This window comes from Marivivens sp. ABH4_498, from assembly GCF_056160585.1.
In genome coordinates, this window is sequence record NZ_JBSWXL010000001.1 from 570639 (window position 1) to 594313 (window position 23675).

General features: G+C 56.1%; 24 protein-coding genes. 19 read left to right on the top strand and 5 right to left on the bottom strand.

What is annotated here, in order from left to right; all coding sequences use genetic code 11:
- Positions 1-93: 93 nt before the first annotated feature.
- Positions 94-1635 carry a murein biosynthesis integral membrane protein MurJ gene (murJ, locus tag ACXAGA_RS02940; protein ID WP_475116011.1) on the top strand — a complete coding sequence of 514 codons (1542 nt, stop codon included), beginning with the start codon at positions 94-96 and terminating at the stop codon, positions 1633-1635.
- Here the strand turns inward: murJ and ACXAGA_RS02945 are convergent.
- Entirely contained in the window at positions 1632-2351 is a 720-nt protein-coding gene (locus ACXAGA_RS02945) for a rhomboid family intramembrane serine protease (protein WP_475116012.1), read from the bottom strand. The two genes, murJ and ACXAGA_RS02945, sit on opposite strands and share 4 nt — an antisense overlap.
- Positions 2352-2444: 93 nt before the next feature.
- Between ACXAGA_RS02945 and trpS the strand changes: the two genes are divergently transcribed.
- The 13 genes from trpS to ACXAGA_RS03010 all read left to right on the top strand — a co-directional run bounded on the left by trpS (position 2445) and on the right by ACXAGA_RS03010 (position 13051).
- The gene (gene trpS, locus ACXAGA_RS02950; RefSeq protein ID WP_475116013.1) at positions 2445-3470 is read left to right on the top strand and encodes a tryptophan--tRNA ligase; all 1026 of its coding nucleotides are present in this window, start codon (positions 2445-2447) and stop codon (positions 3468-3470) included.
- Between the two features lie 253 nt (positions 3471-3723).
- Positions 3724-4179 carry a universal stress protein gene (locus ACXAGA_RS02955; protein ID WP_475116014.1) on the top strand — a complete coding sequence of 152 codons (456 nt, stop codon included), beginning with the start codon at positions 3724-3726 and terminating at the stop codon, positions 4177-4179.
- A gap of 409 nt (positions 4180-4588) precedes the next feature.
- Positions 4589-4930 (top strand): hypothetical protein, encoded by a 342-nt coding sequence (locus ACXAGA_RS02960; protein ID WP_475116015.1) that lies wholly within the window; start codon positions 4589-4591, stop codon positions 4928-4930.
- Between the two features lie 45 nt (positions 4931-4975).
- Positions 4976-5323 carry a hypothetical protein gene (locus tag ACXAGA_RS02965; protein WP_475116016.1) on the top strand — a complete coding sequence of 116 codons (348 nt, stop codon included), beginning with the start codon at positions 4976-4978 and terminating at the stop codon, positions 5321-5323.
- Between the two features lie 40 nt (positions 5324-5363).
- Entirely contained in the window at positions 5364-5705 is a 342-nt protein-coding gene (locus ACXAGA_RS02970; protein WP_475116017.1) for a hypothetical protein, read from the top strand.
- A gap of 155 nt (positions 5706-5860) precedes the next feature.
- A complete protein-coding gene (locus ACXAGA_RS02975; RefSeq protein WP_475116018.1) occupies positions 5861-6421 on the top strand; it encodes a NifU family protein in 561 nt (186 codons plus the stop codon).
- Entirely contained in the window at positions 6411-7010 is a 600-nt protein-coding gene (tsaB, locus tag ACXAGA_RS02980) for a tRNA (adenosine(37)-N6)-threonylcarbamoyltransferase complex dimerization subunit type 1 TsaB (protein ID WP_475116019.1), read from the top strand. The genes ACXAGA_RS02975 and tsaB overlap by 11 nt, the downstream gene beginning before the upstream one ends.
- Complete coding sequence (gene rimI, locus ACXAGA_RS02985; protein ID WP_475116020.1) at positions 7007-7414, top strand: ribosomal protein S18-alanine N-acetyltransferase; 408 nt, start codon at positions 7007-7009, stop codon at positions 7412-7414. The genes tsaB and rimI overlap by 4 nt, the downstream gene beginning before the upstream one ends.
- A gap of 162 nt (positions 7415-7576) precedes the next feature.
- Positions 7577-8572, top strand: coding sequence for a BMP family lipoprotein (locus ACXAGA_RS02990; RefSeq protein ID WP_475116021.1), 996 nt, complete (start codon positions 7577-7579; stop codon positions 8570-8572).
- Positions 8573-8648: 76 nt separating this feature from the next.
- Positions 8649-10187: an ABC transporter ATP-binding protein gene (locus ACXAGA_RS02995; RefSeq protein ID WP_475116022.1), complete on the top strand. Its 1539-nt coding sequence runs from the start codon at positions 8649-8651 to the stop codon at positions 10185-10187.
- Positions 10187-11281, top strand: coding sequence for an ABC transporter permease (locus tag ACXAGA_RS03000; RefSeq protein WP_475116023.1), 1095 nt, complete (start codon positions 10187-10189; stop codon positions 11279-11281). The genes ACXAGA_RS02995 and ACXAGA_RS03000 overlap by 1 nt, the downstream gene beginning before the upstream one ends.
- Positions 11281-12267, top strand: a complete 987-nt coding sequence (locus ACXAGA_RS03005; protein WP_475116024.1) for an ABC transporter permease — start codon at positions 11281-11283, stop codon at positions 12265-12267. Before ACXAGA_RS03000 ends, ACXAGA_RS03005 begins: the two co-directional genes overlap by 1 nt.
- Complete coding sequence (locus ACXAGA_RS03010) at positions 12251-13051, top strand: purine-nucleoside phosphorylase (protein ID WP_475116025.1); 801 nt, start codon at positions 12251-12253, stop codon at positions 13049-13051. Before ACXAGA_RS03005 ends, ACXAGA_RS03010 begins: the two co-directional genes overlap by 17 nt.
- Here ACXAGA_RS03010 and ACXAGA_RS03015 read toward each other — a convergent pair whose 3' ends face one another.
- A complete protein-coding gene (locus ACXAGA_RS03015) occupies positions 13052-14251 on the bottom strand; it encodes an ROK family transcriptional regulator (protein WP_475116026.1) in 1200 nt (399 codons plus the stop codon).
- Between the two features lie 164 nt (positions 14252-14415).
- Between ACXAGA_RS03015 and ACXAGA_RS03020 the strand changes: the two genes are divergently transcribed.
- From ACXAGA_RS03020 to ACXAGA_RS03040, 5 genes are all read left to right on the top strand, one after another.
- A complete protein-coding gene (locus tag ACXAGA_RS03020) occupies positions 14416-15435 on the top strand; it encodes a substrate-binding domain-containing protein (RefSeq protein WP_475116027.1) in 1020 nt (339 codons plus the stop codon).
- 123 nt (positions 15436-15558) lie between these two features.
- On the top strand, positions 15559-16641 hold the full coding sequence (locus tag ACXAGA_RS03025) for an ABC transporter permease (RefSeq protein WP_475116028.1): 1083 nt from the start codon (positions 15559-15561) through the stop codon (positions 16639-16641).
- On the top strand, positions 16638-17405 hold the full coding sequence (locus ACXAGA_RS03030) for an ATP-binding cassette domain-containing protein (protein ID WP_475116029.1): 768 nt from the start codon (positions 16638-16640) through the stop codon (positions 17403-17405). The genes ACXAGA_RS03025 and ACXAGA_RS03030 overlap by 4 nt, the downstream gene beginning before the upstream one ends.
- A 99-nt stretch (positions 17406-17504) precedes the next feature.
- Positions 17505-18413 carry a sulfite exporter TauE/SafE family protein gene (locus ACXAGA_RS03035; RefSeq protein ID WP_475116030.1) on the top strand — a complete coding sequence of 303 codons (909 nt, stop codon included), beginning with the start codon at positions 17505-17507 and terminating at the stop codon, positions 18411-18413.
- Positions 18410-19165: a TIGR02186 family protein gene (locus ACXAGA_RS03040; protein ID WP_475116031.1), complete on the top strand. Its 756-nt coding sequence runs from the start codon at positions 18410-18412 to the stop codon at positions 19163-19165. Before ACXAGA_RS03035 ends, ACXAGA_RS03040 begins: the two co-directional genes overlap by 4 nt.
- Here ACXAGA_RS03040 and ACXAGA_RS03045 read toward each other — a convergent pair.
- The 3 genes from ACXAGA_RS03045 to ACXAGA_RS03055 form a co-directional block, all read right to left on the bottom strand.
- Positions 19162-20694: an ATP-dependent DNA helicase gene (locus tag ACXAGA_RS03045; protein WP_475116032.1), complete on the bottom strand. Its 1533-nt coding sequence runs from the start codon at positions 20692-20694 to the stop codon at positions 19162-19164. The two genes, ACXAGA_RS03040 and ACXAGA_RS03045, sit on opposite strands and share 4 nt — an antisense overlap.
- A 95-nt stretch (positions 20695-20789) precedes the next feature.
- Positions 20790-22058: a crotonyl-CoA carboxylase/reductase gene (gene ccrA, locus ACXAGA_RS03050; RefSeq protein ID WP_475116033.1), complete on the bottom strand. Its 1269-nt coding sequence runs from the start codon at positions 22056-22058 to the stop codon at positions 20790-20792.
- A 225-nt stretch (positions 22059-22283) separates the two neighbouring features.
- A complete protein-coding gene (locus tag ACXAGA_RS03055) occupies positions 22284-23675 on the bottom strand; it encodes a 1-acyl-sn-glycerol-3-phosphate acyltransferase (RefSeq protein ID WP_475116034.1) in 1392 nt (463 codons plus the stop codon).

Sequence of the window (23675 nt, forward strand, 5' to 3'; positions counted from 1 at the left end):
CGGCACGCGAAAGCCGAATTGCAAAACACACCATAGCGCCGCCACATCGCAGCGGCTAATACTGCCGCAAAACATGTTTTCAAGGGCAGTATAATGAAACCCATTCGTCTTATTTCGGGCTTTTTGACTGTGGGTTTATGGACCCTGTTGTCCCGCGTTTTGGGGTTCGTGCGCGATGTGATGATCGCCGCCTACCTGGGCACCGGCCCCGTCGCCGAAGCGTTCCTGATCGCCTTTTCCCTGCCCAACATGTTCCGCCGTTTTTTCGCCGAAGGCGCGTTCAACATGGCCTTTGTCCCGATGTTTTCGAAAAAATTCGAAGGCGGCGACGATGCCGAAGGGTTCGCCAATGACGCGTTCACGGGCCTTGCCACGATCCTGATCGTTTTCACCGTGGCCGCGATGGTGTTCATGCCATGGCTGGTGCTGGCGATGGCGTCAGGTTTTGCCGAAGACGACCGTTTTTCGCTGGCTGTTTTGTATGGCCGCATCGCGTTTCCATACATCCTGTTCATTTCTTTGGCCGCTTTGCTGTCGGGCGTTTTGAATTCTGTGGGCCGATTTACTGCGGCAGCGGCGGCACCTGTTTTGCTGAACGTCATGTTCATCGCGGCAATGATCGCCGGCAATCTGGCGGGGTGGTCGGTGGGCCTGACGCTGGCGTGGACAGTGCCATTTGCAGGCGTCGCGCAGATGATGTTGGTGTGGATCGCCGCGAAAAAGGCGGGTTTCACGTTGCGTCCGCGCCGCCCGAAATTCACACCTGAACTGAAACGGCTGGCAATCATCGCAGCCCCAGCCGCGCTGGCGGGCGGCGTGTTGCAAGTGAACCTGCTGATCGGACGACAGGTCGCCAGTTTTTATGACGGCGCTGTTGCGTGGCTGTCCTATGCGGACCGTTTGTATCAGTTGCCTTTGGGCGTTGTCGGGATCGCAATCGGCGTGGTTCTGTTGCCCGACCTGTCCCGCCGCCTGCGCGCAGGCGATACGGCAGGCGGGCGCGATGCATTCAACCGCGCGTGTGAAATGTCTCTGGCGTTGACGATTCCAGCGGCGGTTGCCCTGATGGTGATCCCTGTGCCGCTGGTGCAGGTTCTGTTCGAACGGGGCGCATTTGGCACCGATGACACCATGAACACTGCCGTTGCCGTGGCCATCTATGGTTTGGGCCTGCCGGCGTTCGTCATGCAAAAGGCGCTACAACCGCTGTTTTTCGCGCGCGAAGATACCCGCAGACCGTTCTACATCGCGCTGCTGTCTTTGGTCGTTAATGCCGCCATTGCCATCGGACTGATGCCGGTTATCGGATTTATGGCAGCCGCCGTCGGCACAACATTATCTGCGTGGGCGACCGTTGGTTTCCTATGGTGGCAATCGCGCAGCTTGGGGGACGCCGCACGTTTTGACTCGCGGTTTACCAATCGCCTGTGGCGCATCGTTTTGGCCTCAGGCCTGATGGCCGCTGTTCTGTGGGCCGCTTGGGTCGTGCTGCTGCCGTTCTTTGGCCTGCCAGTCTGGCGCTATTTCGCATTGGCCGTGCTGGTCGCCATTGGCATGATCAGCTACGGCATTGCAGGACAGTTGATTGGCGCGTTCCGTTTGGCGGAATTTAAACGCGCGTTCAAACGCGGTTAACGCTGGCGCAGGCGCGCAACGAACGCGCGCCAGCTGCCTGGCCCAACGATGGGCGACAACGCCAAACCTGTCGCAAAGCCTGCCAAATCGCCAACGCCCATGAAAAACACGAACGGCGTGGGATCACCGCCCATGCCCAGCAGGGCAAAGATTTTCATCATCAGGCCCCATAGGATCTGAACCAAAACCAGCATCCCGATCATCGCAAAGGCACGCCACGGGTTACCCCCCGTTTCGCCCAAACGCATCCACAACATATAAGTGAATGCGCCGACCAAACCGTAGACAGGCGGATAGGCCCCGTACAAAGGCCAGTTTTGCGGCGCGATCAGACCAAAGACCGCCGCAGCCACAGCCCCCGGGATCAGGAACACCGCGATCAGCGATGCCCAGTGCCAGCGATCCCCCACAAATTTGCCCAACGCCAAAACCAGCGCCAGCGCGAAAAATGCGTGGGTCAGGCCGTCGTGAATGAACGGATAGGTGAAATAGCGCCACAGATACTGCGCAGGCAGGAAACCGCGGTTGATGATTTCGTCCTGAACGGCAGGGAAAAACGCGAAATCGGAAATCATGTCGTTGCGCCAACCGATCCCCATTTGACCGCCGACGATGCCCGCACCTGCGGCTTGCATCAGGATCTCGACCCCTGCGATCAACAGCGCAATCGCCGCTGCGCCGTTTGGAATGTCGTTTAAAATGCTTTCGCGTTCCATATTACCTGCCCCTTTTGCCGCACCGCATTGACGGCCCTTTGCGTCGTGGGTAGTCCTTTGCGGACCGTAAATCCAGACCCAGAAGGTTTTCAGATGACCGAACAAAACTTCACGCCGCGCGTGTTCTCAGGCATCAAACCCTCGGGCGGGCTAACTATGGGCAACTATCTGGGCGCGATTAAGCGTTTCGTAGATATGCAAGGTGGCCAGTTCGAGACGCTTTATTGTGTGGTTGACCTCCACGCGATTACCGTCTGGCAGGATCCAGCCGAGCTGAAAAACGCAACCCGCGAAGTTGCAGCCGGCTATCTGGCGTCGGGTATCGATCCCGAACAGTCGATCCTGTTCAATCAGGCCCAAGTGGCAGAACACGCCGAACTGGGCTGGATTTTCAACTGTGTCGCCCGTGTTGGTTGGATGAACCGCATGACCCAGTTCAAGGATAAAGCCGGCCAAGGCAAAGACGCGGAAAAAGCGTCGCTGGGTCTGTATGCCTATCCTTCGCTGATGGCGGCGGATATTTTGCTGTACCACGCGACCCACGTCCCAGTGGGCGAAGACCAGAAACAGCACGTCGAACTGACGCGCGACATCGCGAAAAAATTTAACCACGATTTCAAAACCGACTTCTTCCCTGAAACGGTCCCTGTGATCGAAGGCCCAGCCATGCGCGTGATGAACCTGCGCGACGGGTCGAAAAAGATGTCGAAATCGGGTGAATCCGATATGGAACGCATCAACATGACCGATGATGCCGACACCATCGCGAAAAAGTTCAAGAAAGCAAAATCCGACGCCGAAGCACTGCCAGAAACCGTCGAAGGTTTGGTAGATCGCCCAGAGGCACGGAATTTGGTGAACATCTATGCCGCGCTGAACGATCAGACCAACGAACAGGTTCTGGCGGAATTCGGCGGCGAAGGTTGGGGTAAATTCAAACCTGCGCTGGCTGATTTGGCTGTGACGAAACTGGCACCGATTTCGGACGAAATGAAACGTCTGATGGATGATCCTGCAGAAATCGATCGCCTGTTGGCGCGCGGTGCGGATCGTGCCCGTGAAATCGCTCAGCCGATCCTCAAGCAGACATATGATATCGTTGGGCTTCTTCGCGGCTGACTTATCGCACTCAACTGTCGCAGGAATGACAACGTGAATCTACACGCGTCACAATGTTGAATCAGACTCGGCCCATCCTGAGTCTGCGTTTTGGTTAGGCCGTCCACCCTGATCGAAACATTTCGTCAGCCCGTCCCAGCTGACAAAAAATTTGCGCGCTTGGGTTTCCCCGCCCGGGCGCGCTTCCTTTTATATAGTCTGTCGTTGCCTTGGGCTGTGGGTTCGGTCAATATTCCAGAAAAACGGAGCCACCATGCGTAAGTTTCTGGTCGTGCTGGACGACAGCCGCGAATGCCTGAACGCGATGCGATTTGCAGCAATGCGCGCGAACCACACAGGGGGCGGCGTCGCAATCGTATCGATCATCCCACCCGAAGAATTCAATCACTGGATCGGTATCGGTGAAATCATGCGCGAAGAGGCCCGTGAACGGATCATCGCCCATTTCGAAGTTTTCGCGAAATGGATGCGCGACCGCCAAGGTGTCGATCCCGAATTGATTATCCGCGAAGGCCAGCCCGTCACCGAAATCTTGACGCTTATCGAAGAAGACCCCGAAATCGGTGTGTTGGTTCTGGGCGCCGGTAACGACAAAAAGGGCCCGGGCCCGTTGGTCAGCCAAATGACCCGCCAATCGGGGTCTTTGCCGATCCCAATCACCATCGTTCCGGGCGATCTAAGCAAAGAAAAGCTAGAAGCGATCACCTGACACCGCAAAAAATCGACTGACTGGCCGTCCTTTGGGGCGGCCTTTTTGTGTTCTGACCCCACAAAATTCACGCCATCGATCACAGGCGCGTGAAAATTTGCGGAATTTATTTTGTTCCGAAAAAAATTCTCAACTTTTTTTGCGGCTCTTTTTGGTTTTCTGATGTGCAAAATGGACCGAACCAGCCGCTAAAAATGCGCGGAACCCACCGTTTCTTTGCATCGATGCACAGACGGTTATGCACCAATTCACGGAACCCCCGACAACGGGACTGGATGTGTTTCCGTCGTCAAATTCCACTCATTTTTTCGTGATATTTCAATCCCTTTCCGAGCAACGGAATGGGCCACAGATAACGTTTCACAAACGCCAAACACGAAACGGCGCCAAACAAATTACGGAGACTATCATGTTTAACATTAATAAAACCGCTGCTCTTGCTGCTGTCGCAACCCTTGGCTTTGCTGGTGCTGCATCGGCTGCTTCGGACGCATATTTCGGCGTACAGAATACCGTCGATAACGGCGAAGAAATCACCATCGAATACGTAAATTCGCCAGCTGCAGGCGAAGTGCAAATCTACGGCTACAACGCTGAAGGCGTCGGCCAGCTGCTGGGCACCGAAGAAGTATTCGCAGGCGGTAACATCAATACCGACGTCGAACTGGACCTGAACACTTACAACAAAGTGCTGGCTGTTCTGACCGTTGATGGCGCCGATCTGGCATCCGAAGTCCTGTACGTCAAATAACCCAAACTGAATTTAACACATCACACGAAATTACGGAGAAATATCATGTTTAACCTGACCAAAACTATCGCAACTACCCTGATCGCAACTGCTGGCTTTGCTGGTGCTGCATCGGCTGCTTCGGACGCATATTTCGGTGTACAGAACACCGTCGCAGACAGCAGCGAAATTACGATTGAATACGTAAATTCGCCAGCTGCAGGCGAAGTGCAAATCTTTGGCTACAACGCCGAAGGTGCAGGCCAAATGCTGGGCTCCGAAGAAGTGTTCGCAGGCGGTAACATCAACACCGACATCGAACTGGACCTGAACACCTATGACAAGGTGCTGGCTGTTCTGACCGTTGATGGCGAAGCCGTCGCACAAGAAGTCCTATACGTAGATCAAATGTAATCAATACTGAATCTAACCAACCAGTAATAAGGAGATTAAAATGTTCAATCTGACCAAAACAATCGCCCTTGCTGTTATCACAACGGTTGGTGCAGCGGGATACGCTTCGGCCGCAACTGATGCCTATTTCGGTGTTCAAAACACAGTCGATAGCGGCGATGAAATCACGCTAGAGTATATTCACGCTCCAGCGGCCGGCACGGTGGAAATCTTTGCCTACACCGGCGATACGGTCGGCGAATTGCTGGGCACAGGATCCGTGGATGCGGGTGGTAACATCAACAAAACCATCGACGTTGGCCTGAACACTGCAGACAAAGTTCTGGCAGTCCTGACCGTCGACGGCATTCCGGTTGTAACTGAAACGCTCTACGTCAAATAAAACACGATGACCCTCGTGGAATGGGCCGCCCTTGATGGGGCGGCCTTTCTTGTTTCATGTTGTCATCAATTGGTGTATATTTAGAATTATTCTAAACCTTGACTATTCTTGTCCGAGGCACGATATCTGAAACCTGACAGAAAAGGTTGGCCCGCATGTTTATCCAGACTGAATCCACGCCGAACCCGGCGACCCTGAAATTCCTGCCAGGTCAGACAGTCCTGGACGCAGGTACCGCAGATTTCCCAACCGCCGAAGCAGCGGCGCAATCCCCATTGGCATCGCGCATTTTTGCCGTGGGCGGTGTTTCCGGCGTCTTCTTTGGTTCGGATTTTGTAACCGTGACCAAAGACGACGGGACCGAATGGGACCACATCAAACCTGCTATCCTTGGCGCGATCATGGAACACTTCCAATCCGGCGCCGCCACGATGGAAGGCACAGCCGCATCGGGCCACGCCGATAACCACAGCGAAGAAGACGCTGAAATCGTCACCCAGATCAAAGAACTGTTGGATACGCGCGTCCGCCCTGCCGTGGCTCAAGACGGCGGCGACATCACGTTCCACGGGTTTGAACGCGGCGTTGTGTATCTGCACATGCAAGGCGCTTGCGCAGGGTGTCCTTCGTCTACTTTGACGTTGAAAATGGGCATCGAAAACCTGCTGCGTCACTACATCCCCGAAGTGGTCGAGGTACGCCCCGTTGCCGCCTAAGACCGCAGTTTTGGCGATTGATACATCGGCGGCGCATTGCGCCGCCGCTTTGCTATTGGGCGATGGGTCCATCGCAACCCGCGTCGTCGACATGGCGAAAGGTCAAGCCGAACAGCTGATCCCGATCGTTCAGTCGCTTTTGGCGGAGAACGACCTAACCTTTGACGACATATCGGCGGTCGGTGTCGGCACGGGTCCTGGCAATTTCACAGGCATTCGCATTGCTGTTTCAACGGCGCGCGGCATTGCCTTAGGTCGATCCATCCCCGCGATTGGCGTGAACGGGTTTGAAGTGCTGAGTTATAATCAGCCCCGTCCGATCACTGCGTTAATCAGTGCTCCACGTGATCAGGCATATATGCAGCATTTCACCGAAACCGGCGAAGATGCCCCGACAATGATAGATACCTCGACGGTCGTAATTGACGGTCCCGTAACACCGGAACAAACCGTCGACGAAAAAATCACGGTTATTGCACGTATTGCCAAGGCAAAGATCGGCACCGACCACGGCAGACCTGTGCCGCTCTATGTCCGCGCAGCCGATGCGGCACCGCCACGCGATCCGGCGCCGAAAATTCTGACATGAACGCGGTCTACGCCAGCATCCATGCGGAATGCTTTACCGTGCCCCGCCCGTGGACCGAAGCCGAGTTTATAAGCCTGCAATCCGATCCGACTGTTTTCACGACAGGCGACGCGAACGGCGTCGTCATGGGGCGCGTGATCGTTGATGAGGCCGAACTGCTGACCATCGCCGTCAGGCCCAGTGCGCGCCGAACGGGGCAAGGCCGCGCGTTACTGTTATCCTTTATCGACACCGCCCGCACGCGCGGCGCAGCAACGGCATTTCTAGAGGTCGCCGCAGACAACGCCGCCGCAATTTCGTTGTACAAATCAGCGGGTTTTGTCGAATCGGGGCGGCGGAAAAATTATTATAAACACCCCGACGGGCAGACGATTGACGCGCTGGTCATGCAAATCCATCTATAAGTTGATGAAAAATTGATCGCATGATCAAAAAGCCCGCGATTTACGCAAGAATACGGTTGACCCTGCGATCTTAACCCGCACTAATTTGATCAGACACAAGAAGATGTCAGCCCTTGCAAGCCAAGTAGGCGCAGGGGCCAATTCCAGTTGGGAGAATCACGAATGACCCTCTTCACCAAATTCTTTGGCGCGACCGCTGCTTTGGCACTGACTGCTGGTGCTGCTGCTGCCGATCCTGCAATCATTTTCGACCTTGGCGGCAAGTTCGATAAATCCTTTAACGAAGCTGCATTCACCGGCGCCACCAAATGGGCCGAAGAAACCGGCGGAACCTTTGCCGAATTCGAAATCAGCTCTGATGCGCAGCGCGAACAGGCGATCCGCCGTTTCGCCGAAGAAGGCTACAACCCAATCGTCATGGCTGGTTTTTCGTGGGGCACCCCACTGTCGACCGTTGCGTCGGAATATCCTGACCTGAAATTCTCGATCATCGACATGGTTGTTGACGCGCCGAACGTTCAGTCGGTCGTCTTTAACGAACACGAAGGGTCGTATCTGGTCGGTATGCTGGCAGCGATGGCATCCGAAGACGGCACCGTTGGTTTCATCGGCGGCATGGACATCCCGCTAATCCGTAAATTCGCATGTGGCTACGCACAGGGCGCATTGGCTGTGAACCCAGACGCGACCGTTCTGGCGAACATGACCGGCACCACCCCTGCTGCATGGAACGACCCTGTAAAAGGTTCGGAACTGACTCTGGCACAGATTTCCCAAGGCGCTGACGTGATTTACGCAGCGGCTGGCGGCACTGGCGTTGGCGTTCTGCAAACCGCAGCGGACCAAGGCGTTTATTCGATCGGCGTCGATTCCAACCAGAACTACATGCACCCAGGTTCGGTTCTGACTTCGATGCTGAAACGCGTAGATACGGCTGTTTATGACGCGTTCTCCGCTGGCACCGAACTAGAGGCTGGTTTCAACGTAATGGGTCTGGATAACGGCGGCGTTGGTTACGCGCTGGACGAATTCAACGCAGAACTGATCTCTGCTGATATGCAAGCCGCTGTTGACGCAGCATCGGCCGCAATCGCAGCGGGCGAAATCAGCGTTCACGACTACATGTCGGACGAAACCTGCCCAGTTCTGGAATTCTAATTTTTTAGAACCACGCAATTAGGCCGCGCCTTGACCATCGGCGCGGCCTTTTTCCTACCCGTGATAAGGGTTCAAGATGACTGAACAATCCCCCGCCATTGAGTTAAAAGGCATTTCCAAAGCCTTTGGCCCGGTTCAGGCCAACAAAGACATTTCCATCCGCGTTATGCCCGGCACGATCCACGGGATCATCGGTGAAAACGGCGCCGGTAAATCCACCTTGATGTCGATCCTTTATGGATTTTACAAAGCAGACTCGGGTGAGGTTTTCATCAACGGCAAGAAAACGGAAATCCCCGATAGTCAGGCCGCGATCAACGCGGGCATCGGGATGGTGTTCCAGCACTTTAAACTGGTTGAAAATTTCACTGTTCTGGAAAACGTCATTCTGGGCGTCGAAGATGGGTTCCTGCTGAAACCATCCCTGAACAAAGCTCGCAAAGAACTGCGCCAGCTGGCCGAAGAATACGAACTCAACGTCGATCCTGATGCCGTGATCGAAGACATCGGCGTCGGCATGCAGCAGCGCGTGGAAATCCTAAAGGCGCTGTATCGCCGCGCGGATATCCTGATTTTGGACGAACCCACGGGCGTGTTGACCCCGTCCGAGGCTGATCAGCTGTTCCGCATTCTGGGTCGCCTGCGCGAAGAGGGTAAGACGATCATCCTGATCACGCACAAACTGCGCGAAATCATGGATATCACCGACACGGTTTCCGTGATGCGCCGCGGGGAAATGACCGCGACCGTCAAAACCGCGGAAACCAACCCATCGCATCTGGCCGAATTGATGGTGGGCCGCAAGGTTCTGTTGCAGGTCGACAAAGCCCCCGCCCAACCGGGCGAAATTATTCTGGACGTTAAAAACCTGAACGTGACCGACGAACAGGGCGTTCACCGTGTCAAAGACGTGTCGTTTAACATCCGCGCTGGTGAAATTCTGGGCATCGCGGGGGTTGCGGGCAATGGGCAATCCGAACTGCTAGAGGTGCTGGGCGGATATTGCGTGGCGACAGGCAATATCTTCATGAACGGCGAACCCATTGATCTGACAGGCGATAAATCCGACGGGCAAAGCCGCCGCGAACGCGGCATCGCGCACGTCCCCGAAGACCGTCACCGCGAAGGCCTGATCCTGAATTTCTCGGCTTGGGAAAACACCGCGTTCGGGTATCACAAGGACGAAAAATACCAGAAAAACGGCGTTCTGATGGACAACGCGGCGATTGTTCAGGACACCGCCGAAAAAATGGAACGGTTCGACGTTCGCCCGCCAAACCCGATGTTGGCTGCCAAGAATTTTTCGGGCGGCAACCAGCAGAAAATCGTCGTGGCGCGCGAAATCGAACGTAATCCCGATCTGTTGTTGATCGGGCAACCGACCCGCGGCGTGGATATTGGCGCGATTGAATTCATCCACAAACAGATCATCGCCCTACGCGACCAGGGCAAAGCGATCCTGCTGGTGTCGGTCGAACTGGATGAAATCATGTCGCTGTCGGATCGCATCGCGGTCATGTTTGACGGGCAAATCATGGGCGAACGCCTGCCCGATGAAACGAATACTCAGGAACTCGGCCTGTTGATGGCTGGCGTGCAAGGGGAAACCGCCTGATGAATAAAATGCCAAACTGGGCCGATACAATTCTGGTCCCGCTGTTGTCTTTGCTGCTGGCCGCTGTGATTTCGGGCGTCGTGATTGCCTTGATCGGCCACAATCCCGTTTATGCGTTGAAACTGATGGTCAGCGGGGCGCTGGGGACTTCGACGAATTTCAGCTACACGCTGTATTACGCCACCAACTTTATCTTTACCGGCCTTGCGGTCGCGGTCGCCTATCATGCGCGGATGTTCAACATCGGCGGCGAAGGTCAGGCCTATATCGGCGGTCTGGGCGCGGCGCTGGCGTGTCTATACATCCCGTGGCCCCATTGGACGCTGGCATTGATCGGCGGCGGTTTGGCGGCGGCGGCGTTCGGCGCTGCGTGGGCGGCGATCCCTGCCTATTTGCAGGCGAAACGCGGCAGCCACATCGTCATCACGACGATCATGTTCAACTATATGTCCTATCCGGTGGTGAATTACCTGTTGAACGGTCCGATCAAAGCCGAAGGCATGGAACCCGCCACCCCATCGTTTGCCGCCGAAATGGCCTTGCCGAACCTGTCTGCCATTCTGGGCACATTCGGCATCGCGTTTTCGGATCGCGGGCCTGCGAACTTTGCTTTGGTCATCGCGCTGCTGGCTTGCGTTGGCGTTTGGATCCTGATCTGGCGCACGAAACTGGGCTATGAAACCCGCGCATTCGGCGAAAGCGAAAGCGCGGCGAAATACGCAGGCATCAATCCGACCAAAATCATCATGATCGCCATGCTGATTTCGGGCGCTTTGGCGGGAATGATGGCGATCAACAACGTCATGGGCGAAGCCGAACGTCTGGTCCTGAACGCTGTCGAAGGCGCTGGTTTCATCGGGATCGCTGTGGCGCTGATGGGGCGCAACCACCCGCTAGGCATCCTGATTGCGGCATTGCTGTTTGGCATCCTGTATCAGGGCGGCGCCGAACTGTCGGCCGAACTGCGCATTCCGCGCGAAATGGTCACCGTCATTCAGGCATTGGTCATCCTGTTCACCGGCGCGTTGGACAACATGGTGCGCATGCCGATTGAAAAACTATTCCTATCCCTACGTCGGAAGGAGGCAAAATAATGGACCTTTTGGCGTTCTTTGATATCGCGGTTCTGGACGGCACAGTTCGTCTGGCCATCCCGCTGCTGCTGGCCTGTCTGGCTGGTCTATTTTCGGAACGGGCCGGTATTTTCGACATCGGGCTAGAGGGCAAAATGCTGATTTCGGCATTTTTGGCGGCGGCTGTGTCGTTCACCTCTGGTTCTGTTTGGATCGGCATGTTTGCGGGTATTTTCGCATCCGTCCTATTGTCGCTGCTGCACGGCCTTGCGTCGATCACGTTCCGTGGGAACCAGCTGATTTCGGGCGTTGCGATCAACTTTTTCGCGTCGGGCATCACTGTTGTCGCCGCACAAAGCTGGTTTGGCCAAGGCGGACGCACCCCGTCGCTGTCTGGTGACGCACGGTTTGAATCGATCCAATTTCCAGGCGCGTTGACCCGCATCCGCGACATCAACAAAGCCGACCTGCCGATGAAGGTTTATTCCGAATTGCTGTCGGGCCACACCATCATCGTCTACATGTGCATTCTGATCGTACCGCTGGTCTGGTGGACCCTGTATCGCACCCGTTTCGGCCTGCGCCTGCGTGCGGTTGGTGAAAACCCGGGCGCGGTGGACACCGCAGGTATTTCGGTCGTTCGCATGCGGTACATGGCTGTGATCATCTGCGGCGTGCTGTGCGGCATGGCGGGGGCTTATCTGTCCACTGGCCTGCAGGCTGGTTTCGTGCGCGAAATGACCGCGGGGCGCGGCTATATCGCGCTAGCCGCCCTGATTTTCGCCAAATGGAAACCATGGAGCGCACTGGGCGCGACCCTGCTGTTCGGCTATCTACAGGCATTGGCGATCCGCCCTGATATTCTGGAACGCGCGATCGGCATTCGCGTTCAGACTCAGGTGCTGGACGCCCTGCCCTATATTCTAACTGTTATCGTGCTGGCTGGTTTCGTCGGCAAAGCTATCCCGCCAAAAGCGGGCGGAGAACCCTATGTCAAAGAACGCTAAATTATTAGAAACCATCCGCGAACACGCGGGCGACGAACCGGTGCGTCTGGGCCTGATCCTTGGGTCTGGACTGGGTCATATTGCTGGCGCTGTCGAAGGCGTGGCAATTCCGTATTCCGAACTGGACGGATTTCCGCACGCGGGCGTTTCGGGGCATAACCCGAACCTAGTCATCGGCACGCTAGAGGGCGTGCGCGTCGCCGTTTTCGGCGGGCGTGCGCATTATTACGAACGCGGCAAACCCGATGAAATGCGCGTCCCGCTAGAGGTGTTGTGCGAACTGGGCGCGGATACGGTGATCGCGACGAATGCGGCGGGATCTTTGCGTCACGACATGCCAACAGGGTCGATCATGGCGCTGACAGACCACATCAATTTCAGCGGCCTGAACCCGTTGATCGGCGAGCCGACCGACAAACGTTTCGTTCCGATGATGGACGCTTATGAGCCTGAACTGCGGGAAAAACTGATCGAAGCCGCCGCATGGGAAGAGGTCACAATCCACCAAGGCGTTTACGCGTGGTATTCGGGCCCGTCGTTCGAAACCCCTGCCGAAATCCGCGCGATCAAAACGCTGGGCGCTGACGCGGTCGGCATGTCCACCGTGCCCGAGGTGATCCTAGCCCGTTTCATGGGTCTGCGCGCCGCCGCCATTTCGACGATCACCAACATGGCCGCAGGCATGAGCGACGAGGCGATCAGCCACGAACACACCAAAGCGATGGCCCCATTGGGCGCTGCCAAATTGGAAAAGGTTCTGCGCCGTTTCTTGCGGAACTATTGATCAGCTGCCCATCTGGCCGTGGCTGTTCAGGAAATATTTCGCGTTGATCGGGGTGCTGGCGGCACCCCGTGACCGCGCGTCCAGACCCATATTGCCTTCGACAATTTTGGGGGCCGCGATGCCGCGGTCGTCCAAATCGACAATCGCTTCGGCGACTTTTTCGACCAGTTTGGCACGCACGTTTTTGGGCATCGCGCCGTCGATCATGACGGCTTCGAAATCGACAACAGCACAGACGGTCAACGCGGCCTGCGCGATATAGGGGGCCGTCGTTTCAATCCAAGCATCGACATGATCGGTGTAATCGCTCCAATTATCGCGAGCCTGCCACAAACGCAGCGGATTGATGCCGTGATCCACCAACTGTTGTTCCAGCAAATATAGGGACGCCACATCGATCAGCTGCTTTGGCTTGCCGCCCTTATCGCTCATGACGGGCAACGATCCGAACGCGCCGGCGTTGTTCGTCGGGCCGTCAAAGATCGAATTGTTCAGCACGATGCCGCCGCCAATAAACGCACCTAAATAGAAATAGGCATAGTCGCTGTACTGCCGCCCACTGCCATAGGCATGTTCAGCGCGGCACGCGGCGGTCGCATCATTTTGAATAAACACGGGCAGGTCTGTGATTTTGGCGATTTCATCCTGCAGGGAAAAATCCCGCCATTTATCCATTTCATCGGCCGGCGCACCGATTGTGTCGTGCCAGCGCCAGATTTCAAACGGCGTCGCTACGCCAATCCCCGCGATCCGCGCGTATTTTTCTGCGCCCAGATACTCTTGGGCCTGACGCAGACCTTCGCCCAGAAATGCCAAAATCGCCTGAGGGGTGGGATAATGATAGGCAGTGTGAATTACTTGACGCACGGTGCCTTCGAAATCGACTATGATGACATCAGCACTACGACGACCGATTTTCAAACCCAGCGAAAACGCGCCTTCGGGGTTAATGCCCATTGGGATCGAAGGTTTGCCAATTTTTCCGCGCTGCGGTTCACCACGACGTAACAGACCATCCGCCTCGAGCCCGCGAAGAATCACAGAAACCGTTTGGGGGGACAGCCCCGCCTTTCGGGATAGGTCACTACCCGCAAGCGCCCCGTGACGCTGAAGCATTGAAAGGATTAGTCTTTCGTTGTGATCGCGCACCCCGTGTTGGTTCACACCGGCGCTTAGCTCTCGGGCCTGATTGTCTGTCATAGCGTTTAGTATCCTCCCCTTCGATTTATGTGAATACACCTCAGTTAATAAATCAACTAGATTTATTTATTGACGATCCGCGCGAATCCTGTTTCCCTTTCGTCATCCCCGACACGGAGAGTCGGGAGCTAGGCCGTCTGGCCTGTCATCACTGGGAGGAAACCATGAAAAAAATTCTCGCTACTTCGGCAATCGCATTCGCTGCTATGTCTGGTTCGGCTTTCGCTGCTGGCCACGGCACCACTGCATGCCTGATCACCAAAACCGATACCAACCCATTCTTCGTTAAGATGAAGGAAGGCGCGACCGCAGCAGCAGAAGCAAACGGCATCGAACTGATGACCTTTGCCGGTAAAATCGACGGCGACGTCGAAAGCCAAGTTGCCGCTGTTGAATCGTGCATCGCGGCTGGTGCTTCGGGTATTCTGATTACCCCATCGGACAGCCGCGCGCTGGCTCCTGTTGTGACCCAAGCCCGCGAAGCAGGCGCATTGGTTATCGCACTGGACACCCCGTTCGAACCTGCTGACGTTGCCGACGCGACCTTTGCGACCGACAACTTCCAAGCTGGCGTTCTGATCGGCGAATGGGCTGCGGCACAAATGGGCGACGATGCTGCAAACGCAAAAATCGCGCTGTTGGACCTGAACGCATCGGAAATTTCCGTGGACTACCTGCGTAACAACGGTTTCCTGCAGGGCTTTGGCATCGACATCAAAGACCCAACCGACATCGGTGACGAAGACGATCCGCGCATCGTTGGCAACGACGTCACCAACGGCAACGAAGAAGGCGGTCGCACCGCGATGGAAAACCTTCTGCAGATCGATCCAGGTGTGAACCTGGTCTACACCATCAACGAACCAGCAGCTGCTGGCGCGTATGAGGCTCTGAAATCCTTTGGCCGTGAAAACGACGTCATGATCGTATCGGTCGACGGCGGTTGCCCGGGCGTTCAGAACATCAGCGAAGGCGTGATTGGAGCGACTTCGATGCAGTTCCCGCTGCTGATGGCATCGCTGGGTATCGAAGCGATCAAAACCTTTGCGGAAACCGGTGAAAAGCCATCGAACTCTGACGGTCTGGATTTCTACAACACTGGCGTTGAACTGATCACCGACCAGCCAGTTGACGGCATCCCATCGCTGACCTCTGCCGAAGGTCTGGAGAAATGCTGGGGCTAATGCCTCGCACCCTCTAACCTAAAAAAGGGGGGCAAAATTGCCCCTCTTTGCACTATCATCTCTCTCACATCTTTAAATTCCCGCCCTGCGGGCGGCCCGCCGCCCCGCTGGAAGGAGACATAAATGACTGAAACGACCGATCCAAAGCCCAAAGGCCAGGATTTCGAACAGGTTCTAGGCAGCAGCGACACGCGCGTTGCCAGCTTTGCCGATACAAAACGCACGCCTGTCCAGCAAATCCAACATATTCTACACAGCAACCCAACGCTGGTTCCCGTCATCGTCCTTGCGCTTAGCCTGATTGTGTTCGGGTTTATCGCGGGTGGCCGTTTCTTTTCGGCCTTTAACCTGTCGCTGATCATGCAGCAGGTTTCGATCATCGGCATTCTGGCCGCAGCCCAATCGATGATCATCATCACCGCAGGTATCGACCTGTCGGTCGCCGCAATCATGGTGTTGATGTCCGTGATCATGGGCAAACTATCCATCGAAATGGGCGTCCCTACCCCGATCGGCATTGTTGTTGGCCTGGCGGGCGGCGTTGCGGCAGGCATGATGAACGGTTGGTTCATCACCAAGGTCAAACTGCCGCCATTCATCACGACACTGGGCACTTGGTCGATCTTTTTCGCGCTGAACCTGTACCTGTCGGGCGCGCAATCCATGCGCAGCCAAGACATTGATGATTTCGCACCCTTGCTGAAATTCTTTGGCCATTCGTTCGATATCGCAGGCGCGCGCATCACCTATGGGTCCGTCCTGATGGTGCTGGTGTTCATCGTTCTGTGGTACATGCTGAACAAAACCGCATGGGGCCGCCACGTATACGCCGTGGGCGACGACAAAGAGGCCGCAGATCTGGCCGGCATCCGTTCCGACCGTGTGCTGATTTCGGTCTATGCGCTGGCGGGTCTGGTCTGTGCCATCGCGGGCTGGGCGTCTATCGGCCGCGTTGGTTCGATCTCTCCTCAGTCGTTCTACGAAGGCAACCTGCAATCCATCACCGCAGTTGTGATCGGCGGCATTTCCCTGTTCGGCGGACGCGGGTCCATCATGGGCGCATTGTTCGGCGCGCTGATTGTGGGCGTGTTCCAATCGGGCCTGCGCATGGCTGGCGTGGACGTTCTGTGGCAGGTGTTTGCCATCGGTTGGCTCATCATCATCGCAGTCGCAATTGACCAATGGATCAGAAAGGTATCGGCATGACACAGCCCATCCTAAAAGCAACAAATCTGGTCAAACGCTATGGCCGTGTGACCGCGCTGGATCACTGTGATTTCGAACTGTACCCCGGCGAAATTCTGGCGGTTATCGGTGACAACGGCGCGGGCAAATCGACCCTAATCAAAGCGCTATCAGGCGCCGTCACTCCAGACGAAGGCGAAATCCAGCTAGAGGGCAAAACCGTCAATTTCGGCACCCCGCTAGAGGCACGCGACGCAGGCATCGAAACGGTATATCAGACGCTGGCTCTGTCCCCTGCCCTGTCGATCGTGGACAACATGTTCGTCGGCCGCGAAATCCGCAAAAAGGGGTTCTTGGGATCGGCCCTGAAAATGCTGGACTACCCCGCGATGGAGGAATTCGCCCGCGAAAAGCTGTCTGAACTGGGCCTGATGACCATTCAGAACATCAACCAAGCGGTCGAAACCCTGTCTGGTGGTCAGCGTCAGGGCGTCGCGGTTGCGCGAGCGGCGGCGTTCGGGTCCAAAGTGATCATTCTGGACGAACCCACCGCCGCCCTAGGCGTCAAAGAAAGCCGTAAGGTGCTGGAACTGATCCAAGACGTGAAATCGCGCGGCATTCCGATCATCCTGATCAGCCACAACATGCCCCACGTGTTCGAAGTCGCCGACCGCATCCACATTCACCGCCTAGGCAAACGTCTGTGTGTGATCGATCCTAAAAAACATAGCATGTCAGACGCGGTTGCCCTGATGACAGGCGCGAAAGAACCAGAAGCAGCATAAATTATAACGGCGGGGTCATCCTCGCCGTTTTTTGTCTATCCATTTGACACCATGCCGATTACGGGGTGAGGTGAACAAAACGTTACCTACGGACAGGATATGCAAATCTACCTGCCCATCGCCGAAATTTCGGTCAACATCTACTTGCTCCTCGGCATAGGGGGGATTGTTGGTGTGCTTTCGGGCATGTTTGGCGTAGGCGGCGGTTTTCTGATCACTCCGCTTTTGTTTTTCGTCGGCATCCCGCCAGCGGTGGCTGTTGCGACGTCGGCCAATCAGATTGTTGCCAGCTCGGTCTCGGCGTTGCTGGGGCACATCAAACGGCGCGGCGTGGATTTCGCCATGGGCTGGGTGCTGCTGATTGGCGGGCTAATCGGGTCTGCCGTGGGCGTGCAGGTGTTCAACATCCTGAAATCGATGGGCCAAGTCGACCTGCTGGTGAACCTTTGCTACGTCGTATTTCTGGGCATCGTTGGCGGCCTGATGATGATCGAAAGCCTACGCGCCTTAATGCGTAGCAAACGTTCAGGCGCACCAAAACGCCGTCGCCACAACTGGGTTCACAATCTACCGTTCAAAATCAAATTCCGCGTGTCCGGTTTGTATATCTCGGTGATCCCGCCCCTGATGGTCGGGGTAGCGGTGGGAATTTTGGCCGCAATCATGGGCGTTGGCGGCGGGTTCATCATGGTGCCCGCAATGATTTATGTGCTGGGCATGCCCACAAAGGTTGTGATCGGGACATCGCTGTTTCAGATCACCTTTGTCGCGGCGTTCACCACGATGATGCATGCGATCACCAACCAGACCGTGGATATTATTCTGGCTCTTTTGCTGTTGATCGGCGGCGTTATTGGGGCGCAGGTCGGGGCGCAAATCGGGATGCGTCTAAAGGCAGAACAGTTGCGCATCTTATTGGCAACTTTGGTTTTATTGGTCTGCGCCAAATTGGGTCTAGACCTGTTGATTGAACCATCCGAACTGTTTTCGATCGGGGTGCAACAATGATCCGCATTCTGACCCTTTTGTTTGCAATGATCCCAGCGATCGTGGCGGCTGACGAAAAAATTGTTCTGGGCCTTAGCCAAGACGAAGTTTCGATCACGGCCTCTTTTACTGGGTCGGAAATTTTGATTTTTGGCGCGATCAGCCGCGATACTCCCCCGCCCCAAACCACCGAATTGGGTGTCATTATCGCCGTTGCAGGCCCGAACGTCCCCGTCGAAGTTCGGCAAAAAGATCGCGTTGCGGGCATTTGGGTAAATACGGACAGCGCAGCAATCGACATCGCGCCGTCGTTCTATGCCATCGCATCATCCGCCCCCCTGTCCGACGTTTTGCTACCACTAGAGGATTTGCACAACGCCATTTCATGGGGCCGCGTGGTTCGCGCAGTTGGTCAAGATGCCTTTGCCATGAACGAATACACCGAAGCCTACATGCGCATTAAACAAAACAGCGACCTGTTTCAGATGCTAGAAGGCGCGGTCGCAATCGAAAACGATACCCTGTTTCATACCGCGATCAAATTGCCGTCCAACCTGACCGAAGGCGATTACAAAACACGTATCTTCCTGACGCGGGACGGGCATATCATCGATACGTTCCAGACTGAAATTCCCGTCTACAAAGTCGGGATTGAACGCTGGCTGTATAACCTGAGCCAAACCCAAGCCGCACTGTATGGCCTGCTATCATTACTGATTGCCGCCGTTGCGGGATGGGCTGCCTCTGCGGCCTTTGCGGCGCTGCGACGTTAATCGTCCTGTTCTTGCGCGGTCAATTCAAACTGCGGCGCTGGGGCGTCCAGATCATCAACGCCCAACGGCTCTGACGGACGCGCCAGACGGTTGCGCACGACCCAGCGTAGTTCCCGTTCTGCCCGCGTAATCGCCACATAGGCCAATCGTTTCCACAGCGGCTGACCCGCCTCGACCCGCCCCATTTTCGCGGCGATTTCGATGTCAGGCGCAAAGACCTGAACGGTATCCCACTGCGACCCCTGCGCTTTGTGAATGGTGACGGCCGCGCCATGCAGGAACACGGCCCCCATGCGCGCGGCGTAGGGGATGAACGGCTCTTCTTCGCCCTCTTTTTCGATCTTTACGATGCTTGCCGCCGCGACCTGAGGGTCTTCGGCCCCCATAATCCACAGTTTCGAAAATCCGGGCCGCGATCCGGGGCCGCGATAGACGACTTGTGCGCCTTTGATCAGGCCGCGCGCCTCTAGGTCCAGACGTTTTTTGCGGTGTTTCATCGGCAATTCGATACCGTCGCAGATCAACGGCTCGCCCGGTAATAGCGCGTCATCGGGGGCACCATAGGCCGCGCGAAAGGCGTGGATCAGGCGGATGCGCGTGGCATTACGCCAGACCAGCACAGGGGATCGCGCCATCAGGTCGGCTTCGACCCTTTGGGCCAGCACAACACGCGGGTCGCGGGCGGCGGCCTCTTCGACCATGCGTTCGAAACGGTAGAAATCGACCATCGGATCGGCCAGCGCGTGGGCCAGATCCAGAATGGGGCTGTCGGCCTCTTGTCTGTGGATGCGGTTCAGAACCAAACGGTTCTTTTCTGGCAGCTTTTCAAACACCATCCCGCCCGTGCCCTGAACGGGCGGCAGCTGAGCAGGGTCGCCGAACAACACCAGCGTCGGGAAAATATCGCGCAGATCGTCCAGCGCCTTTTGATCCAGCATCGAACTTTCATCGATGAACCCGATATCCAGCGGCTCTTCGCGGCGTTTCCAGCCTGTGATGAAATCCGACCCGCGCAGCCCCGCCGCGGCCAGCGCCGCAGGGACCGACGCGTTGATTTGGAACGACGCATAAGCACGATCCAGCGCGACGTCGGTCAGGCCTTCGATATCGGGGCGGTCACATTCGCCGTTCAGCCATTCCGCCAGTTTTTCATATTCAGGATCATAGACGGGCGTGTACAAAATCCGGTGGATCGTCGTCGCAGGCACGCCGCGATTGCGCAGCACCGATGCGGCTTTGTTCGTTGGGGCCAAAATGGCCAGCGAACGGCGATCTTTTTTGCGTTTGCTTTCAAAATCGCCCGAAACAATGGAAACGCCCGCCTCTTTCAACGCTTTGGTCATTTCCGCCAACAGCAGCGTTTTACCAGACCCCGCCTTGCCGATTACGGCCATCACCGCGCTACTGTCACCTTGGGGCGGCATCAGCAGATCATCGGCCAGATTGATCCCGGCATTTGCCAAAAGTTCGGTCAATTGGTCCCAAGCGTGGGCCTGATCGTCAGAGAAAGTAAGCGCAGTATTCGACATGCTGCGACCCTACAGCGCCCCCGCGACAGGCACCAGATACCAAACGCAAAACGCGGGACCGATGGCCCCGCGTTTCTATTCAGATCGTTCGCAATTTATTTGCCGGAACGTTCCAACACTTCCTCGAATGTGCGCAGGCCGGTTTCTTGGGCCTGAACCAGAACTGCCATGTTGCCTGGCAAGTGCTGGTTGCGCAGCATTTTGATGTGTGCGTCAGGGATTTCGGCCCATGGGAACACTTCGGACATGCACGGATCGATTTTTTCTTCGCAGACCAGACGGTTCGCGGATGCTGCCTGTTTCAGGTGGGCAAAGTGCGAACCCTGCAGGCGTTTCTGGTGCATCCACGTGTAGCGAACGTCGAAGGTACAGTTGAAACCGGTTGTACCCGCGCAGATCACAACCATGCCGCCTTTTTTACAGACAAGGTTGGACACTGGGAACGTCGATTCACCTGGGTGTTCGAACACGATGTCTACGTTGTTGCCTTTGCCGGTGAATTCCCAGATCGCTTTGCCGAAACGGCGCGCTTCTTTGAACCACGCGTCATATTCTGGCGTGTTTACCGTAGGCAGCTGACCCCAGCAGTTGAAATCTTTGCGGTTGATGACGCCTTTGGCACCCATCGACATAACAAAGTCGCGTTTCGATTCATCCGAGATGACACCGATTGCATGCGCGCCAGCGGCTTTGGCCAACTGAACAGCAAACGAACCCAGACCACCCGATGCGCCCCAAACCAGAACGTGCTGACCAGGTTTGATGTCGTGTGGCGCGTGGCCGAACAGCATGCGATATGCGGTCGCCAGCGTCAGGGTGTAGCAAGCGGACTCTTCCCAAGTCAGGTGTTTAGGACGCGGCAGCAGCTGTTGCGCCTGAACGCGGGTGAACTGTGCGAACGAACCATCAGGGGTTTCATAGCCCCAGATACGCTGGGTCGGGGAATACATCGGGTCGCCGCCGTTGCATTCTTCGTCGTCGCCATCGTCCTGGTTACAGTGGATGACAACTTCGTCGCCGACTTTCCAGTTTTTCACCTTGTCGCCAACGGCCCAGATGATGCCGGACGCGTCGGAACCTGCGATGTGGTAATCCGCGCCGTGGCCGTCGAATGGCGAAATCGGAACGCCCAGACCAGCCCAGACGCCGTTATAATTAACGCCAGCAGCCATCACCAAAACCAGAACTTCGTTCGCGTCCAGTTTCGGGGTTTCCACAACTTCTACCTGAAACGATTTGTCAGGTTCACCATGACGTTCGCGGCGGATTGCCCACGCGTACATTTGTGCCGGCACATGGCCGAGCGGAGGGATTTCACCAACCTCGTAGAGGTCTTTTTTCGGTGCATCGTAATCGAGGGCCATCGGTCTCTCCATCGGTCGATTGTTTCAAATTTGCTGCGTCGCAGAATCGGACGCTGTACTGCAGAGATACAATCTTGCGCGAAAGATTACAATCATTCTGTTTTGATCTTTGTAATTTTATTTCTTCCGCAACGCAGCGTAAAAAGCCGATTTTAGCCCAGATTCACGAAAAAACCGCGCTGCACGGGGCGGCGCGGGTCATCTGTGCGACTAATGTCGGTAAAATCAGTGATCGAAATGGTGCGCGATGGATGAGGCGTAATATTCTATCAACGGCATCTCGCCTTCCGCGACAGAATATTTCTCGCCCGATTGGACCAGAATCTTGCGGGCGACAAACAGGGCGATGCCTTCTTTGGCCAACCCTTTTGGTCCGCGCCTAGGCAACGCACCACCGCGAGCCGCATATATATCTAGTGTGCCTGCGATATGGTTTTCGATCTTTGCCGCCGTATCCGCGCCCGCCAAAATCGCCCGCGCGACCAATGGCGTCGGGACCAAAGGCACCGTGTCCGCCATACGCCCCATAAGATTTTCAGCCAGCTGTTCGACCGCGTGGCTGCCCGATGATTTCATGAATTCCGACAGAACCAACGGTTTGCCAAATCCAACCGCAGCCGTTCCAAAGGGCGTGAATTTCAATCTGATCGCCCGCCAAATCGTCACAGGAATCGCCAGCACAGCCGCACCAAACGAAGGCCGGAATTTTCGTTCACCCGTCTGCGCGGCACGGACCAAAATACGATCTTCGGGGACGCGGTCATAATTCAGCGCCACAGGAACAAAGATGACATCGCGATCATCGGCGTCCCAGCCTTCGATCATATAGCTCAGCAATCCCAGCTTTGGCCGCCCCATCGCACCGGTCAAAGACAACCCGCCTTCGGGGAAAAACGCCTGAGAAACGCCGTTTTGCGTGGCCAAACGCACATATGCAGACAAAACAGCCCGATATAGCTGCCCATGTGATCCGCGACGAATGAAATAGGCCCCCATCGCACGCACCAGCCACGACAACGGCCAAACACGCGCCCATTCACCCACCGCATAGGCCAGCGTTCCCGCGCTGCTGATCATATGCGTGATCAGAACGTAGTCCATGTTGCTGCGGTGGTTGATGACGAACACCAATGTGGCGTTCGGGTCCATCGCCGCCAATTCACTGCGGTCCAAAGACCCCAGTCGGATCTTATAGAACGCGCGCGATAGCCACCGTGATAGGCGCGTTCCGATCCCGAAATAAACGGTCGCGGAAAAACTGGGCACGATTTCGCGGGCATATCTGCGGGCACGTTCGGATGCCACGTTTTCGGGAATACCTTCGACACGCGCGGCACGGTGGATCGCTTTGGTGACTTCGGGGTCATAAATGACGCGCTGGATCGTGTCGTAACGGCGCGCCAATTTGAACGGTTCGATCGGCCGCGTCAGGCGTTTGTTCAACCGCGACACCGCGCGTTCCATGCGCCGACGGAAAAACCAGCGGACCGATGGAAACAGAAAATGCGACGCGAACGTTACCGCCGCGAAGAGCACAATCAAAACCAAAAGCCATAGCGGCAATGTCACGGGCGTAGTCATCGGGCGGACAATGGACTGAAAACGGATATTCGACAA